Genomic DNA, 14,818 nt, shown 5'->3' with positions numbered 1-14,818 from the left:
TTTCGATAAGTATTTTAAAAATTGTATGTGATTTATTGGATGGATAGCCTTGGAGGGATACCAGGTAGGTAATCCCCTTTAAAGCAGACAATCTTTCCTTGATTTGTTCAAAGTTTTTCTAAGCAGGCTTTAAATTCATCATTCAGTCTGATAGCTGATACGATGTATCAACACAGGGGCAAGTGTTTCGTTCGACTTCATAAATACTAGATCTTCCAGGGTAACTTATTCATTTTTTGTTGCTATATTTATGTTAAAATGAACGGGAAAACGTTTGCGCAACTTATGAGGGAGGAATCTGCTATGAAACGGACCTGGTGGAAAGAGAGTGTCATTTATCAAATCTATCCCCGCAGCTTCAATGACAGCAATGGTGATGGAATTGGTGATATTCCCGGTATTATCGAAAAGTTGGACTACTTAAAGGAACTGGGAATCGATGTCATTTGGCTGTCTCCCGTCTATGAATCTCCGAATGATGATAATGGCTATGACATCAGCGACTATCAAAAAATCATGGATGAATTCGGCACGATGGAAGATTGGGATCGGATGCTTGCCGAAATACATAACCGTGGGATGAAGCTGATCATGGATCTGGTCGTCAACCATACTTCAGACGAACATCACTGGTTCATGGAAGCAAAGCAATCGAGGGATAATCCGTATCGTGACTACTATATTTGGCGTCCCGGTAAAAACGGCAAGGAACCGAATAATTGGGAATCGGTTTTCAGTGGTTCTGCCTGGGAATACAATGAAGCTACAGATGATTACTATCTGCACTTGTTTTCCAAGAAACAGCCTGACCTGAACTGGGAGAATCCAAAACTCCGTTCCGAGGTGTTCAGCATGATCAAATGGTGGCTCGATAAAGGAATCGACGGTTTCCGCATGGATGTGATCAATTTCATTTCCAAAGATCCGAGCTATGCAGATGGAGAAGCAGTGGAAGGGAAGACTTACGCCTCCGGTGCCAAGTACTTCATGAACGGACCGAAAATCCACGACTACTTGTATGAAATGAACCGGGAAGTATTGGCTGAATACGACATTATGACTGTCGGTGAAATGCCAGGGGTGACTCCGGAACAGGCGGAGCTCTATACACGGGAGGACAGGGAAGAATTGAATATGGTGTTCCATTTTGAACATATGGACCTTGATGCAGGTCCAGGCGGGAAATGGGATCCGCGTCCCTGGTCTTTAGTGGAGTTGAAAAAGATTTTCAAAAAATGGCAGACACGCTTATCAGATGAAGCCTGGAATAGTCTTTACTGGAACAACCATGATCAGCCAAGAGTCGTATCCCGTTTCGGTAATGACTCCGAAGCCTATCGCGAAATTTCAGCTAAAATGCTTGCCACCGCTCTGCATATGATGAGAGGTACGCCGTATATTTACCAGGGGGAAGAGCTCGGGATGACGAATGTTCATTTTGATAGTATCGAAGACTATCAGGATATTGAAACCTTGAACATGTATCATGAGAGAGTAGCAGCCGGTGAAAATCCTGATGAATTGTTGAAGGCCATCCATGTAAAGTCAAGAGATAATGCCCGCACTCCTGTACAGTGGGACACCAGTAAACACGCAGGTTTTACAGATGGAGAACCTTGGCTTCCAGTTAATCCAAATTATAAAACGATTAATGCTGAAGCAAATTTGAAGAACGAAGATTCCATCTTTCATTATTATAAGCAGTTGATTACTCTTCGCAAACAACACGACATTATCGTATATGGTGATTACCGTCCTTTATTGGAAGAGGATGAGTACATCTTTGCATATATCCGTGAGCTGGACGATGAAAGACTCCTGGTCATCAACAATTTCACAGCAGATGAAGTAGATTTTTATATCCCTGAAGAATTCAATGGTGTACAAAATAGCGAGCTATTAATCAGCAATTATGAAGCACCTAACATACTTCAGAACTTCACACTAAAACCCTATGAAACAAGAGTTTATAAAACCAGCTAAAAAATAATAATGAAGCACACCCCGGATCCCTCCAAACTATGGATGCTCCGGGGTGATTCGTTTTCAGCTTTTCTCTCCCTTCTGGAGAAAATGAATGTTATAATAGCGACATATATCACCAAAAAAGGAGTTTTATCATGGCTAAAAAGTTAATTTTCGGACATAAGAATCCGGATACCGACACGATTACATCAGCGCTTGTCTATGCTGATTTAAAGTCTAAAATTGGGGAGGACGTCGAGCCGGTCCGTTTGGGTGAGGTGAATGGCGAGACGCAATTCGCGCTGGAGCAATTCGGTGTAGAAGCACCACGTCTGATCGAAAAGGCGTCTGACGAAGTAGAGCAGGTCATCCTTGTCGACCATAACGAACGGCAGCAAAGCGTTGATGATATTGATGAAGTTCAGGTAATGGAAGTCATCGACCATCATCGTATTGCAAACTTTGAAACACAGGGTCCTCTTTACTACCGTGCCGAACCGGTCGGTTGTACCGCTACAATCCTGAACAAATTATATAAAGAACATAACGTTGAGATCAGCAAGCAAATGGCTGGACTTATGGTATCAGCGATTATCTCTGACTCCTTACTATTCAAATCACCGACATGTACAGATGAAGATGTTGCAGCAGCGAAAGAACTAGAGAAAATCGCAGGTATTGATGCAGAAAAGTACGGGCTGGAAATGTTGAAAGCAGGAGCTGATATCAGCGATAAAACAATGGCAGAGCTGATCAGCCTCGATGCCAAGAACTTCGACATGAGCGGTTCAAACGTTGAAGTAGCCCAAGTTAACACGGTTGATACAAGTGAAGTACTTGCCAACCAGGCTGAGATTGAAGCAGAAATGCAAAAAGCGATCGATGAAAAAGGCCTGGATTTGTTTGTGTTCGTCGTTACAGATATTTTGACGAACGATTCGACGGCAGTAGTGATGGGTGATAAGTCGGCTGCTGTAGAAAAAGCTTTTGACGTTACATTGTCTGAGAATAAAGCAGTCTTAGAAGGTGTCGTTTCCCGCAAGAAACAAATCGTACCACCACTGACAGACGCACTTTCATCATAAAAAGTAAGCTTGCTTACCGGATGATATACCGGTATAGCAAGCTTTTTCCATGTAGCGAAACGATAGCTATCCTATTCTTGATATAGTACAATTTTAGAAACGGATAGGAATACTTAATCGAAGGAGCATGATTCATGTACAACGAACCGATTTTTCTAAAACCGGTATTCAAAGAAAGGATATGGGGGGGCACGCAGCTGCGTGAAATCTTCAACTATGAAATCCCATCGGAGCATACAGGTGAATGTTGGGGGATTTCGGCTCATTCCAATGGACCGAATGAGATAATGAACGGGCCCTTGGAAGGAAAGACATTGACAGAAGCCTGGAATGAGCACCGGGAGTTGTTCGGTAACCAGGAGGGGAATGAATTTCCCCTATTAGTTAAAATTCTCGATGCTAAAAAAGATTTATCTGTACAAGTCCATCCTGACGATACTTATGCGCAAGATAAAGAAGATGAAGCATATGGAAAAACGGAATGCTGGTATGTCATCGATTGCGAGGAAGGCGCTGAAATCGTATTTGGTCATCATGCGACATCCCAGGAAGAGTTAGAGTCTATGGTGGAACACGGGGAATGGGATCAGCTGTTGCGCAGAGTCAAAGTTCATCCAGGGGATTTCTTCTATGTTCCTAGTGGTACCATTCATGCAATCGGAGCAGGCGTACAAATTCTTGAAACCCAGCAGAGTTCGGACATCACTTACCGTGTCTATGATTATGACCGTGCAGGTGATGATGGAAAAAAACGAGACCTTCATCTCAAAGAATCATTGGAAGTGACCACCGTTCCTCATCAAGATCCAGAACTAGAACGTAAGTCGCGCAAAGATAAAGGGCTTAAAGAAGAAAGCTTAGTCGAAGCAGATTATTTTGGTGTCGTGCTGTGGGAACTGGATGGCCGGTCCCCGGAATTTCGATTTGATCAATATATCCTTGTCAGCGTAATTGAAGGAAAAGGGATGGTCAAAATCGGTGATCAGCGACATGCGATTAAAAAAGGCAGCCATTTCATCCTCCCCACGACAATGGATCCGTTTGAAATCGAAGGGAAAGCGAAAATGGTCGTTTCATGGTCGAATAAATAAAAAATTCCCTGGGGACGTTCAACGGCCTTGGGGATTTCTTGTCTTTTCGTCAGAATAAGCTATAATTTTTAGTACAATTCGACATTAAATGTCATAAAAAATTGTTGTGTGTCTGATATAATGAGCAAGAGTATATTATTCTAACAAAAAGGATGATCCTATGACCTGGCAGACTTCTTATCAACGATGGAATGATTTTGACCTGTTAGAAAAAGAATTACGCGATAAACTTACAGAAATTCAATCGGATGAACAATCCTTAGAAGATGCTTTTTACAAGAACTTAGAATTCGGTACAGGTGGTATGCGAGGAAAACTGGGACCTGGAACCAACCGTATGAACATCTATACCATCCGCAGGGCTGCGGAAGGACTTGCGAGATACATAGAAAAGCGTGGCGAAGCGTGGAAGCAGAATGGTATTGTTATTGCCTATGACAACCGTCATATGTCACAGGAATTTGCCGTAGAAACCGCTAAGGTACTGGGGAATCATGGTATCAAAACATATGTGTTTACTTCCCTCCGTCCAACCCCTGTATTGTCCTATGCTGTCCGTTATCTCTATACGGCCGGCGGCATTGTCATTACAGCCAGCCATAACCCGCCTGAATATAATGGCTTCAAGGTTTATAATGAGGATGGCGGTCAGTTGCCGCCTGCTGAAGCAGGGGCCGTAATTGAGATGGTCAATCAAATAGATAATGAATTGGAAGTAGAAGCGGCTGACCAGGCGAAACTGGAAGCCGAGGGCTTGCTGGAATGGATTGATGAAAAAGTAGATGAGGCTTATTTGAAGGAGCTTCGAAGCGTCAACCTGAATCCGCATATTACCCATGATGCAGGTGACGATTTCCAGGTAGTTTTCACCCCATTGCATGGCACAGCTAATGTATTGGTCAGAAAAGGGTTGGAACAAGCCGGCTTTAAAAACATCCATGTCGTCGCCGAGCAGGCCGAAGCCGATCCGGAATTTTCTACAGTTGCTTCTCCGAATCCGGAAGAACACCAGGCATTCGAAATGGCTATTGCACAAGGGAAAGAAGTTGGAGCCGATATATTAATCGGAACAGATCCGGATGCTGATCGGCTAGGAGTGGCTGTCCCGGATGATAATGGTGAATACCAGGTATTAACGGGCAATCAGCTTGGAGCTTTGATGCTGGACTACCTGTTATCCCAGCACCTCGATCTTCCTGATAATGGCATTATGATCAAGACGATTGTCACTTCTGAATTCGGTCGGGCTATCGCTTCTTACTATAATATTGAAACGTTGGATACTCTGACAGGTTTCAAGTTCATTGGGGAAAAAATCCGTGAATACGAACGTACAGGTGAACATGAGTTTTTATTCGGTTACGAGGAAAGCTATGGCTTCCTTGCCAAGGATTTTGCCCGCGATAAGGATGCCGTCCAGGCAGCTGTCCTTGCCACAGAATTGGCGCTGTTTTGGAAGACAAAAGGGAAAACCCTGCTTCAGGCTTTGGATACTCTCTATCAACGCCATGGTTACTACATGGAAGATTTGCAATCTATCAAACTTGATGGCAAGCAAGGAGCCGAAAAAATCCAGGTAATCATGGATACTTTCCGTGAAGAAAAGCTGACAGAAGCGGGTGGCTTAAAGGTCCTTGCCGTTGAAGATTATGCCAAATCCCGCCGACAAAAGCTTGATACTGGAGAACAAGAAGAAATTACACTTCCGGCCGCCAATGTGCTGAAATTTGTATTGGAGGACGATTGCTGGTTCTGTTTACGTCCATCAGGCACGGAACCTAAGATCAAATTTTATTATGGAGTAAAATCATCCAGTAAGGAAGAAAGTAAGCAAAGGCTCGTAAGATTGAAAGAAGCCGTAGAAAAATATTTACCAAAATAATAAGAGCAGGGGCAAGCCTTCCGTATTCAGGTGGGCTTTGTCCCTTTTTATTAATTAAGTTTTTTTATAACCAGGAAGGGAATATAATACTATCTCCCACTATCGGAAAGAAGGGGCAAAAATGCAACAACATAAAAGAAACATCTGTAAAATAAAAGAAATTTATTTTGATGAACAGCCTATCGCTTTCCAACAAGCATGTATTGAACGGTTTGACTATGAATGGGTAATTGAAATTGTTAACCCTGACCCCTCCCCTCCAAATGACGAAGATACTCTCATTACCACTATCAGTTTTGTTCAAGAGAATGGAACACATTTTGAAAATGTAGATATAGAATCCTATCAACTTTCTTCGGAAGAAACGGAAAACGTTTATTTGTTTAATATGTTTCCTGATGAAAAATAAAAAATAGTTACTATTACCCAATGATATGATTATATTTTACTAGAAAAACCTGCTGGACTATAGTACAATATGAAATATCAGAATGTTTAAAAAAATCGCTTCTGAAAAGGCAAACTTATCTAAAGATAAGGACGCAAAGCCACGGGTCTAAGGCCATCACATACAAACAATTACATATTTAGGGGCTATGACCGCCGGGTTGCCTTGGGTGATGAGTGATGGAGGGATCATTCATGAAAAAGAATCAGCTAAACGGTCGGTTGGATGTGGAATGGTTGTTGCTGATGGAGCAAGCCCGGGCTTTAGGATTAACGAAAGCGGAAGTTGAACTCTTTTTGAAAGCTGCGTGTAAAAAGTCACAGGATAAGCCAATTAGTACGATTTTTCTGAAATGATGTAGAAGCGCTTATTTCCGCTGTGGTATAATCGCAGTGAAAGTAGGTGAGAAGCTTGATTGGGGAACGTATTAAAGAATTACGTAAATCAAAAGGTCTGTCGATGTCGGAACTTGCAGAAAAAGCAGGAGTAGCAAAGTCATATTTAAGTTCAATTGAGCGGAGCCGTCAAACGAATCCATCTATTCAATTTTTAGAAAAAGTCGGCAGAGTTTTAGGTGTTTCCGTCAATCAATTGATAGAAGGTAAGGAATCCAAGGAGACTTCATCCTTAGATGATGATTGGCTTGAACTGGTTCAGACTGCAATGGACTCAGGTATAACAAAGGAACAATTTCGTGAATTCTTGGAATTCAATGAATGGAAGTTAAAACAGCAAAATAAAAAATAACAGGACAGGCTATGTGTGTAAGGTACTAACATAGCTTGTTTTTTTATTTTCCAGTTATCTTTCCTTTTCATATCCCGCAGAATGCGTCATAATATATATAAAATACTGAATATTCAGATTAAATGAGAGGGTGGTCAGATATGTTATCGATTAAAATGTTGAAGCCCTATTATGTCAAAGAGGATGAACGCTTTGTCCGTGTTGTTCTGGCCTACCAGTATTTTTCTCTATATGTAGATGAAGAGCTTTACCACTTCGTTCCGTTAGAGGCTAAAGAAATAATTATTGATCGCAAAAAACAAAAGGTGCACAATGTTTTCGATATTTTTGTATTTCAGCGTGGTAAGAAGATGATCTATGTGGCTGTCACCGACCTGCTGCAATTACCTGACTTCCTTACCCATTTAAACTCCATTGTAGATCCTTACTTAAAAGAGAAGTCTCAATCTGTTGATAAACAAAATGAAAATGATGAAGCATTAGAAGGCCTATTTGAACAATTAGAGCAGCTTAACTTTAACAGAATGATTGATCAAGCATTAGATAATCGAGACCGAGAAACGTTTTATGATTTATTAGAAAAAAAGAACTTTGTGTAAAAACAAGCGTTCTGCATCTTGCGGAACGCTTGTTTTGAATTAGTTAGAAAATAGCAGTAAAGAGACGTATAAAAGAGTATTTAAAGAGTAAATAAACGATTAAAATTAATATGGACTTTTCCATTTCATAATTTTTTAATTATACTTATAGTGTAATTCGTTATAATGAACGTATATATTTCTTTATTTTTTAATTTTTAGTTCTTTTTAAAGAACAAAAGAAGGAGAGGTGAGGGATCATTATGATTGGAGAGCGAATAAGAGAGTTACGCGAAGAGCGGGGAATGTCACTGAGTGTATTAGCAAGTCGCTCTGGAGTTTCTAAATCTTATATCAGTAATATTGAAAGAGGAATCCAAAAAAATCCTTCATTAATTATCATGAAAAAGTTTGCAGATACACTTGGAGTACCACTCGAAGACTTAACAGCTTGGAAGCTGGGACAAGTAAACAAAAATGCAGAAGGTTTGAGAAATGAAAAATCGAGCAGGTAAATATCCCTGCTCGATTTGTGTTTATGCTTATATTTTTTCTTTTCCCAAAATAAGGTAATTCAATTCTTGTTCTCCGATTTTCTTTTGTCGACCTATATTCGTCAGATAAAAGATGACACCGATTAACACCCATACCCCAAGAGCAATATAAGATTCTTTTCCTAGAGCCGCCGGTGAGAATGGTAGTAATAATAGGCCTAAAAAGGACAGCGAACTGACCATTCCTACCAGGGAAAGCAGCTTCTTTACAGGTGAAGCCGTAGCTGCAATCTTTCCGTTAGCAGACTGGTTGTCTGACCAACGAAAATACTTATAAGCTGTTGCGGTGGTGAAAAAGTAAGCGATGGCTACTCCGGTAGATGACATATCAACTACCCAAAGCAAGGCTTCACGTCCGAACCACGGAGCGATTAGGCACACAACCATGGTAAACAGGATTCCCACATATGGAGTATTATGCTCCGAATGAAGTGTCCGGAACATATTAGGAAGAATCCGAGCTCTTCCCATAGCGAATGTTAAACGACTGGAAGAAATGTAGAAGCCGTTCAATCCAGTGAATATCCCCATTGAAACAGCGATGGCGATAATAAAGACGCCTATTCTGCCCATATAACTTTCAATAGCATCTCCGGTACCCCATACAGAGTTTTCTGTTTGCACAAGAAGTTCTTGCCACGGCATTGTACTGGCGGTAATTAAAATCATTGCGGCATAGGCAAGCCCTGCAGCCAATAACGACCAGATAATTAATCCGAAAGCTTTTTTAGATTCAAATTTGAATTCTTCGGCTGCTTGAGGAATATTATCGAAACCGACATAAGCGAATGGTGCCAGTGCAAGGATTGTAAGAATAGAAGCAATGGCTGACTGGCTTGGTTCGAAAGCTGGAAGCGTATTAGTAAGACTTGGTCCGCTACTTACTATCGCACCGATACCAAGCAAGACAATACCACCTACTAAGACCATACTGAAAATGAATTGGGAGCGACCAGAAAAACTGGCTCCCTTAATGTTCAAGAAAGCGAAAGCTATCAAAGCGACACTGGCTACTAAAATTTGTACAATGTACACTTCGTAGCCGGCCACCGTATATAAGTAGCCTCGATTTACAATTCCAGGAAACAAAAATTTACTTAATAATGCTAATGCAGATGCGTTCAAAGCAACAACGCACATATAACCTAATGTAAGAAACCATCCTGCGATGAATGCACTCGTTCGACCGAATCCGATATATGCATAGGCGAATTCCCCACCGGTGACAGGAAATTTTTCAATAAGAAAACCGTAACTCACCCCTATTACCATCATTAAAATTGCGCCGAGCAGGATTCCTATGACAACTCCCATAGGTCCAGCCTGGGATATCCAATCCGTCGGCAGGACAAATGCACCCCAGCCTATAGCTGAACCAAAGGCAATGGCCCAAACCCAATGAGGTTTTAGGGAACGTTCAAGAGTCCGTCTTTCTCTCATTTTATTCATATGTTAATAACTCCTCCTAAAAAAGTAGCATTTCCCCATTCTAAGTGTTTTATGCTATGCACGCAAATACCATGCAGGGTTATAAAGGTTGGTTTTGGCCAATCTGATAAAAACTAAAACAGCACTCATTATTGGCGAGTGCTGTTTCTTTCAATTTTGACAGTATGTCTTATTTATTGCCCATTTCCAGGGAAATATTTTGTCTAATAATAAGACAAGTTTAATTGTAAAAATGTTTTAATGATAAGGTGTAGTTTCTTCTGCTGTAAACTCGCTATCGTAGTTGTGATTCATTTCAATATCCAAGTGATTCTTCAAATTCTCCCGGATTGTAACTAAACGGGTTTCTTTAACCTCATAGTACCAGCCATTATTGATCCAAATACCTTTTCCTTCTAGTTGCATCTCATCGTATTGCAGTCCATTTTCATTGAGAAAGTAATCCTTAAAAGATAATAACTCGTTAAAGGCCATATTTGTCGTGAAATTACCTTTTATTGAGTCGATGAGATTGCCGTAGTCATTTATCGCCTCTGCTTTTTTAGCCTTTTGGACAATGGCCTGAATAAGTTCCATTTGTCTTTGCCCTCTTGCTAAGTCGCTATCATATTTTCTTGTTCGTGCTAAAGCTAAGGCTTCTTCTCCGTTCAATTCCTGGAGTCCAGACTTCAGGTGGATAGCTTCTAGCTGGTCATCACTGTTCTGTTCTTTAATTTCAAATGGTACATCGTACTCGATTCCGCCAAGAGCATCTACGACCTCAACAAAAGAATTGAAATTCAAACGGACATAATAGTCAACTGGGATGTGGAACATGCCCTCAACTGCTTCGATTGTAGCGTCAATTCCACCGAAAGCATGGGCATGGGTGATTTTGTCTTTATACCCTACCTCTGGGATATTAACGTAGGAGTCGCGGGGAATGCTAACCATTTTTACTGAGTTATTTTCTTCGTTGAATGTGGCAAGGATGAGCGCATCAGATAGTGCTTTTCCTTCTTTTTCCCGTTCTTCACTATCGTCGACCCCAACAAACAAAACGGAGAAATTATCATCAAAGGGGTTTACTGCTGAATCCCGCATCGCCGATTTTTCTCCTCGACCGAGCCCCTGCTGTGAGTCAGAAACTGCCTGTTGTGCTTTGTGAGACAAATACAAAGCATATCCTCCGGCTGTCCCTATTCCTGCTACCAGTAGAAATAACACGACCAGCAGGCTGATTTTCAGTTTTCTATTCATGATAGGGATTCTCCTTTTCATTTGGCTCTGTTTAACGTAATTGTTGACTTTTCATTAGAGGCTTATTCCACTAAAAGGCCGTATTATGGAAGACTCAGTTTCAAGGTTCTTTACCATAAAAGCGTTAGGGGTGGCTTGGAAACTACTCGCTTTCCTGCGGGGGATCTGGCGAGCTTCCTCGGGCTATCGCCCTGTGGGATCTCGCCTAACTCCTTCTCCCGCGGGAGTCTCGCAGTTTCCCAACCACCCCATCCGAAGGATGAGAGAAACGAATCCCTGCCTTAAATGAAGATGTCTTCCATAAGCCATATAAACCTATGATGCATGTTATAAGCACATTTTCATGAGTAGCTCTCCCTATGCTTGAAGGATGGCATACCGAAGTTTCCGTTTTGCTCACTTAACGGAAGGAGGTCCGGGAAATTGCGAGACTCCTATGGGATGAACATGATCGGTGAGATCCCGGAAGGCGAAGCCTGAGGAAGCTCACCACATGCCCATGGAAAGCGAGTGATTTCCCGGACCTCCAAACGCTCACAACCGTAACGGACACAGTTTCTCTCGAAACTGTGTCTTCAAGTAAAGGGAGCTTAAGTTCAAAATCAATAGTGTGATTTAACAGAGCTTTTCATTTAGGGAGTGAGCCAAGGAAGGGGGAAGGGTGATTATTCATCAGGTACATCTTTTTCCATATAACTCCTCTCGCCTTGTTCGATTGTTGCCTGGTCACTGGTCAAATCTACGATCCATTGAGAGAAGGAGTCTTCTTGGCCACTTTCTACATATATAATAAATTCCACATTTTCCAGATATTTAATCTCTTTTAATAAGTAATTCGAATTACGAAGCGTGTTTTCGAGTTTCCCAAGCAATTTATAGTCGACAGTAACTCTCATTTCCTGCATCAATTGACGTTTGACGATACCAGTTGCCCTGATAGCGGCAGAAGTTGTAGAGGAATAAGCCCGGATCAGGCCGCCTGCTCCAAGCTTTGTGCCTCCGAAGTACCGGGTGACAACCACCGCGGTGTCTTTCAGACCTTTTTTCTTCAACACTTCAAGCATCGGTACTCCAGCAGTGCCACTTGGTTCACCGTCATCGTTTGCTTTCTGAATCAGGTCATTTTCACCAATCATGTAGGCTGAACAGTTATGGTTGGCATCGTGGTGTTTTTTCTTTATCTCCTGAATGAAGGCCTGAGCTGCTTCTTCTGTTTCACAACGACGTATGTATCCGATAAACCGTGACTTTTGGATGGTTATTTCTTCTGAACCCTCTGTTTTTACGGTATAATAGCTTTCCAACATATTATAAAAAACCTCCTAAGAACTTAATTATATAGCGGTTTCTATATGCCGGCAAATAATTATCTGGAATATAAAAAGAATTATTTTTTATTGCAACACCCCCACAAAAGTACTTAGGAAATTCGAATGAGTATGTGAATATTGATGGAGGAGTCCTATGATGAAAGAGACAAGAATTGAGGAAAAAGCACTTGATCAAGTCATCGAAGAAATGATTGAAAATGTCACGAACAGCAAGGACGAGATTTTTCATATAGGAGAAGAGTCCCGCAATGAGTTTGAAAAACTTCACAAAGAGCTGCAAGAGACAAAAAGACAGGTCATTTCTCTCATAGATGAAGGTGACAAACTTGAACAACAAGTGCGTTTCTCCCGTATGCGCCTTTCAGAAGTAAGTAAATATTTCAATCAATATTCTGAAGAGGAAATACGTGAAGTATATGAAAAAACCCATAAACTGCAAATGGACCTTTCTGTTAAAAGGGAAAAGGAAAAGCAGCTGAGAGAACGCCGTGACGATTTAGAGCGCAGGCTGAAAAACTTAGATTCCACTGTCCAGCGGGCTGAGGGGCTGGTAAGTAAGATTTCTGTTGTCCTCAATTATTTGAATGAAGACTTCAGACAAGTATCAGAAGCTCTCGAAGATGCGAAAGAGAAACAGGAATTTGGCTTGCAGATTATTGAGGCGCAGGAAGAAGAGCGCCGGAAGCTCTCTCGGGAGATTCATGATGGTCCGGCTCAAATGCTGGCCAATGTCATGATTCGATCCGACCTTGTGGACCGGACATTCCGCGAACGGGGTGTAGAGGAAGCCTTGGCGGAAATCAAGAGTGTCAAACAAATGGTACGCTCTGCTTTGTATGAAGTCCGCCGTATCATTTATGATTTGAGGCCGATGGCGTTGGATGATCTTGGAATCATCCCTACTTTAAAGAAATATTTGAATACGGTAGAAGAATACAATAACGATTTGCAAGTTCAATTTACGAATCTGGGTAAAGAAAGACGGCTAGACAGCAAGTACGAGGTTGCATTATTCCGTCTGGTTCAGGAAGCAGTACAAAATGCCGTGAAGCATGCGGAAGCTACAGAAATCCAGGTGAAAGTAGAGTTAAAGCCGAAAGCAGCCATTTTAGTGATAAAAGATAATGGCAAAGGTTTTGATACTAATGTAAAAAAGGATAAGTCATTCGGCCTTGTCGGAATGAGGGAAAGGGTTGATATGCTTGAAGGGGAGCTGACCATCGATTCCAAGCTTGGACAAGGTACCGTAGTAATCATCCAAATTCCCACCGAGAGGTAATTTTAGGTAACACTACCTAAAAAATAAAAAATCATTTATAATAAGTAATCAAATAGGAATATAGACTTATATATCTGCTGATGTTTCAAATTGAAGTTTTTTATAGGGGAGATTAGGGAAATAAGTCACGGAGTTAACCCAGAAATTATGAGATGGGGAGGAAAAGGACGATGACAACAAAAATCGTATTGATTGATGACCATAAACTTTTTCGCGAAGGTGTAAAGCGTATTTTAGATTTTGAAGTAAGCTTTGAAGTAGTGGCAGAAGGGGATGACGGGGATACTGCGGTAGATTTAGTTGAACAGCATGATCCGGACGTTGTACTTATGGACATTAATATGCCCAATATGAACGGTGTGGAAGCGACTGCGGAGCTGATCAGCCGCTATCCGGAATTGAAAGTAATCGTTCTTTCCATTCACGATGATGAGAATTACGTCACGCATGCCTTAAAAACGGGGGCACAAGGTTACCTATTGAAGGAAATGGACTCCGATGCATTGATAGAAGCGATAAAGGTAGTCAGCGAAGGCGGCTCTTACCTTCATCCGAAAGTTACACATAACCTGGTTGCCGAATACCGCCGTCTATCTGAAACAGCAGAAAACGGCCAATCCTTCCAGACTATTGAATACCGTAAGCCGCTTCACTTGTTGACGCGCCGGGAATGTGAAGTGCTTCAACTGTTGGCAGATGGAAAGAGTAATCGTGGTGTAGCTGAATCACTTTATATCAGTGAAAAGACGGTTAAAAACCATGTCAGCAATATCCTGCAAAAAATGAACGTCAACGATCGTACCCAGGCAGTTGTTACCGCTATTAAAAATGGCTGGGTAGAAGTATTATAACTTCAGTCAGACCCTGGACTTCTTGTCCGGGGTCTTTTTATTTGGCTATGAAATTATAAAATTTTCTTTTTGTGGATAACTTTCAGTAGTGGGTGTCATCCAGCTCCAGCGCCTACCCCCGCGAGGTCTTAAGTCAAGCCTCTCTGTGACAAAGAACGTTACGGAGAGGCTTGTCTTAAGCTTGTCGGAGGCCTGCGGGATGCAGGTCAGTTCGACGTTGGCACAGGACGTGCCGGTTTTAGTCGAACGTCATTACTAGCAAGGCGCTTGCGCTTTTGTTTTTTCCTCTATATTAAAATATTTCTTCATTTGCTACCCC

General features: G+C 41.6%; 14 protein-coding genes and 1 riboswitch. Of the genes, 11 read left to right on the top strand and 3 right to left on the bottom strand.

What is annotated here, in order from left to right; genetic code table 11:
* The first annotated feature begins 303 nt into the window (after positions 1-303).
* The 9 genes from ACGTN9_RS06010 to ACGTN9_RS05970 all read left to right on the top strand — a co-directional run bounded on the left by ACGTN9_RS06010 (position 304) and on the right by ACGTN9_RS05970 (position 8,311).
* A complete protein-coding gene (locus tag ACGTN9_RS06010) occupies positions 304-1,983 on the top strand; it encodes a glycoside hydrolase family 13 protein (protein ID WP_499591447.1) in 1,680 nt (559 codons plus the stop codon).
* Between the two features lie 137 nt (positions 1,984-2,120).
* Positions 2,121-3,050 carry a manganese-dependent inorganic pyrophosphatase gene (locus ACGTN9_RS06005; RefSeq protein ID WP_499591446.1) on the top strand — a complete coding sequence of 310 codons (930 nt, stop codon included), beginning with the start codon at positions 2,121-2,123 and terminating at the stop codon, positions 3,048-3,050.
* 134 nt (positions 3,051-3,184) lie between these two features.
* Positions 3,185-4,141: a mannose-6-phosphate isomerase, class I gene (gene manA, locus ACGTN9_RS06000; RefSeq protein WP_499591445.1), complete on the top strand. Its 957-nt coding sequence runs from the start codon at positions 3,185-3,187 to the stop codon at positions 4,139-4,141.
* A gap of 160 nt (positions 4,142-4,301) precedes the next feature.
* Entirely contained in the window at positions 4,302-6,023 is a 1,722-nt protein-coding gene (locus ACGTN9_RS05995) for a phospho-sugar mutase (protein ID WP_499591444.1), read from the top strand.
* Between the two features lie 121 nt (positions 6,024-6,144).
* Positions 6,145-6,432: a hypothetical protein gene (locus tag ACGTN9_RS05990; RefSeq protein WP_499591443.1), complete on the top strand. Its 288-nt coding sequence runs from the start codon at positions 6,145-6,147 to the stop codon at positions 6,430-6,432.
* A 98-nt stretch (positions 6,433-6,530) separates the two neighbouring features.
* A riboswitch (cyclic di-GMP riboswitch) is annotated at positions 6,531-6,639 on the top strand.
* Between the two features lie 26 nt (positions 6,640-6,665).
* Positions 6,666-6,827: a DNA-binding anti-repressor SinI gene (gene sinI, locus ACGTN9_RS05985; RefSeq protein WP_499591442.1), complete on the top strand. Its 162-nt coding sequence runs from the start codon at positions 6,666-6,668 to the stop codon at positions 6,825-6,827.
* 55 nt (positions 6,828-6,882) lie between these two features.
* Positions 6,883-7,218, top strand: coding sequence for a helix-turn-helix domain-containing protein (locus ACGTN9_RS05980; protein WP_499591441.1), 336 nt, complete (start codon positions 6,883-6,885; stop codon positions 7,216-7,218).
* 140 nt (positions 7,219-7,358) lie between these two features.
* Positions 7,359-7,817 carry an IDEAL domain-containing protein gene (locus ACGTN9_RS05975; RefSeq protein WP_499591440.1) on the top strand — a complete coding sequence of 153 codons (459 nt, stop codon included), beginning with the start codon at positions 7,359-7,361 and terminating at the stop codon, positions 7,815-7,817.
* A gap of 242 nt (positions 7,818-8,059) precedes the next feature.
* Positions 8,060-8,311 carry a helix-turn-helix domain-containing protein gene (locus ACGTN9_RS05970; protein ID WP_499591439.1) on the top strand — a complete coding sequence of 84 codons (252 nt, stop codon included), beginning with the start codon at positions 8,060-8,062 and terminating at the stop codon, positions 8,309-8,311.
* Between the two features lie 27 nt (positions 8,312-8,338).
* Here the strand turns inward: ACGTN9_RS05970 and ACGTN9_RS05965 are convergent, their stop codons facing one another.
* The 3 genes from ACGTN9_RS05965 to ACGTN9_RS05955 form a co-directional block, all read right to left on the bottom strand.
* Positions 8,339-9,790, bottom strand: coding sequence for an APC family permease (locus tag ACGTN9_RS05965; protein WP_499591642.1), 1,452 nt, complete (start codon positions 9,788-9,790; stop codon positions 8,339-8,341).
* Positions 9,791-10,036: 246 nt separating this feature from the next.
* Complete coding sequence (locus ACGTN9_RS05960; RefSeq protein ID WP_499591438.1) at positions 10,037-11,038, bottom strand: LCP family protein; 1,002 nt, start codon at positions 11,036-11,038, stop codon at positions 10,037-10,039.
* A gap of 665 nt (positions 11,039-11,703) precedes the next feature.
* Positions 11,704-12,345: a YigZ family protein gene (locus tag ACGTN9_RS05955; protein WP_499591437.1), complete on the bottom strand. Its 642-nt coding sequence runs from the start codon at positions 12,343-12,345 to the stop codon at positions 11,704-11,706.
* Positions 12,346-12,505: 160 nt separating this feature from the next.
* Here ACGTN9_RS05955 and ACGTN9_RS05950 point away from each other — a divergent pair, with 160 nt between their 5' ends.
* A complete protein-coding gene (locus ACGTN9_RS05950; RefSeq protein WP_499591436.1) occupies positions 12,506-13,648 on the top strand; it encodes a sensor histidine kinase in 1,143 nt (380 codons plus the stop codon).
* A 170-nt stretch (positions 13,649-13,818) separates the two neighbouring features.
* Positions 13,819-14,499, top strand: coding sequence for a response regulator (locus tag ACGTN9_RS05945; RefSeq protein ID WP_093043782.1), 681 nt, complete (start codon positions 13,819-13,821; stop codon positions 14,497-14,499).
* The last annotated feature ends 319 nt before the right edge of the window (positions 14,500-14,818 follow it).

Origin of the sequence: Halobacillus sp. B23F22_5 (assembly GCF_043497085.1) — a bacterium.
Lineage (GTDB): Bacteria > Bacillota > Bacilli > Bacillales > Halobacillaceae > Thalassobacillus.
Note: the sequence above shows the minus strand (reverse complement) of the source record. Positions and strands in the feature narration are given on the sequence as shown.

Bases quoted from the DNA above. Each gene is read 5' to 3' on its own strand.
- ACGTN9_RS05960 (WP_499591438.1), bottom strand. From the start codon at position 11,038: ATGAATAGAAAACTGAAAATCAGCCTGCTGGTCGTGTTATTTCTACTG.
- ACGTN9_RS05950 (WP_499591436.1), top strand. From the start codon at position 12,506: ATGAAAGAGACAAGAATTGAGGAAAAAGCACTTGATCAAGTCATCGAA.
- sinI (WP_499591442.1), top strand. From the start codon at position 6,666: ATGAAAAAGAATCAGCTAAACGGTCGGTTGGATGTGGAATGGTTGTTG.
- ACGTN9_RS05945 (WP_093043782.1), top strand. From the start codon at position 13,819: ATGACAACAAAAATCGTATTGATTGATGACCATAAACTTTTTCGCGAA.
- ACGTN9_RS05990 (WP_499591443.1), top strand. From the start codon at position 6,145: ATGCAACAACATAAAAGAAACATCTGTAAAATAAAAGAAATTTATTTT.
- ACGTN9_RS05965 (WP_499591642.1), bottom strand. From the start codon at position 9,790: ATGAGAGAAAGACGGACTCTTGAACGTTCCCTAAAACCTCATTGGGTT.
- ACGTN9_RS05955 (WP_499591437.1), bottom strand. From the start codon at position 12,345: ATGTTGGAAAGCTATTATACCGTAAAAACAGAGGGTTCAGAAGAAATA.
- ACGTN9_RS05975 (WP_499591440.1), top strand. From the start codon at position 7,359: ATGTTATCGATTAAAATGTTGAAGCCCTATTATGTCAAAGAGGATGAA.
- ACGTN9_RS06010 (WP_499591447.1), top strand. From the start codon at position 304: ATGAAACGGACCTGGTGGAAAGAGAGTGTCATTTATCAAATCTATCCC.
- ACGTN9_RS05995 (WP_499591444.1), top strand. From the start codon at position 4,302: ATGACCTGGCAGACTTCTTATCAACGATGGAATGATTTTGACCTGTTA.
- ACGTN9_RS05970 (WP_499591439.1), top strand. From the start codon at position 8,060: ATGATTGGAGAGCGAATAAGAGAGTTACGCGAAGAGCGGGGAATGTCA.
- ACGTN9_RS06005 (WP_499591446.1), top strand. From the start codon at position 2,121: ATGGCTAAAAAGTTAATTTTCGGACATAAGAATCCGGATACCGACACG.
- manA (WP_499591445.1), top strand. From the start codon at position 3,185: ATGTACAACGAACCGATTTTTCTAAAACCGGTATTCAAAGAAAGGATA.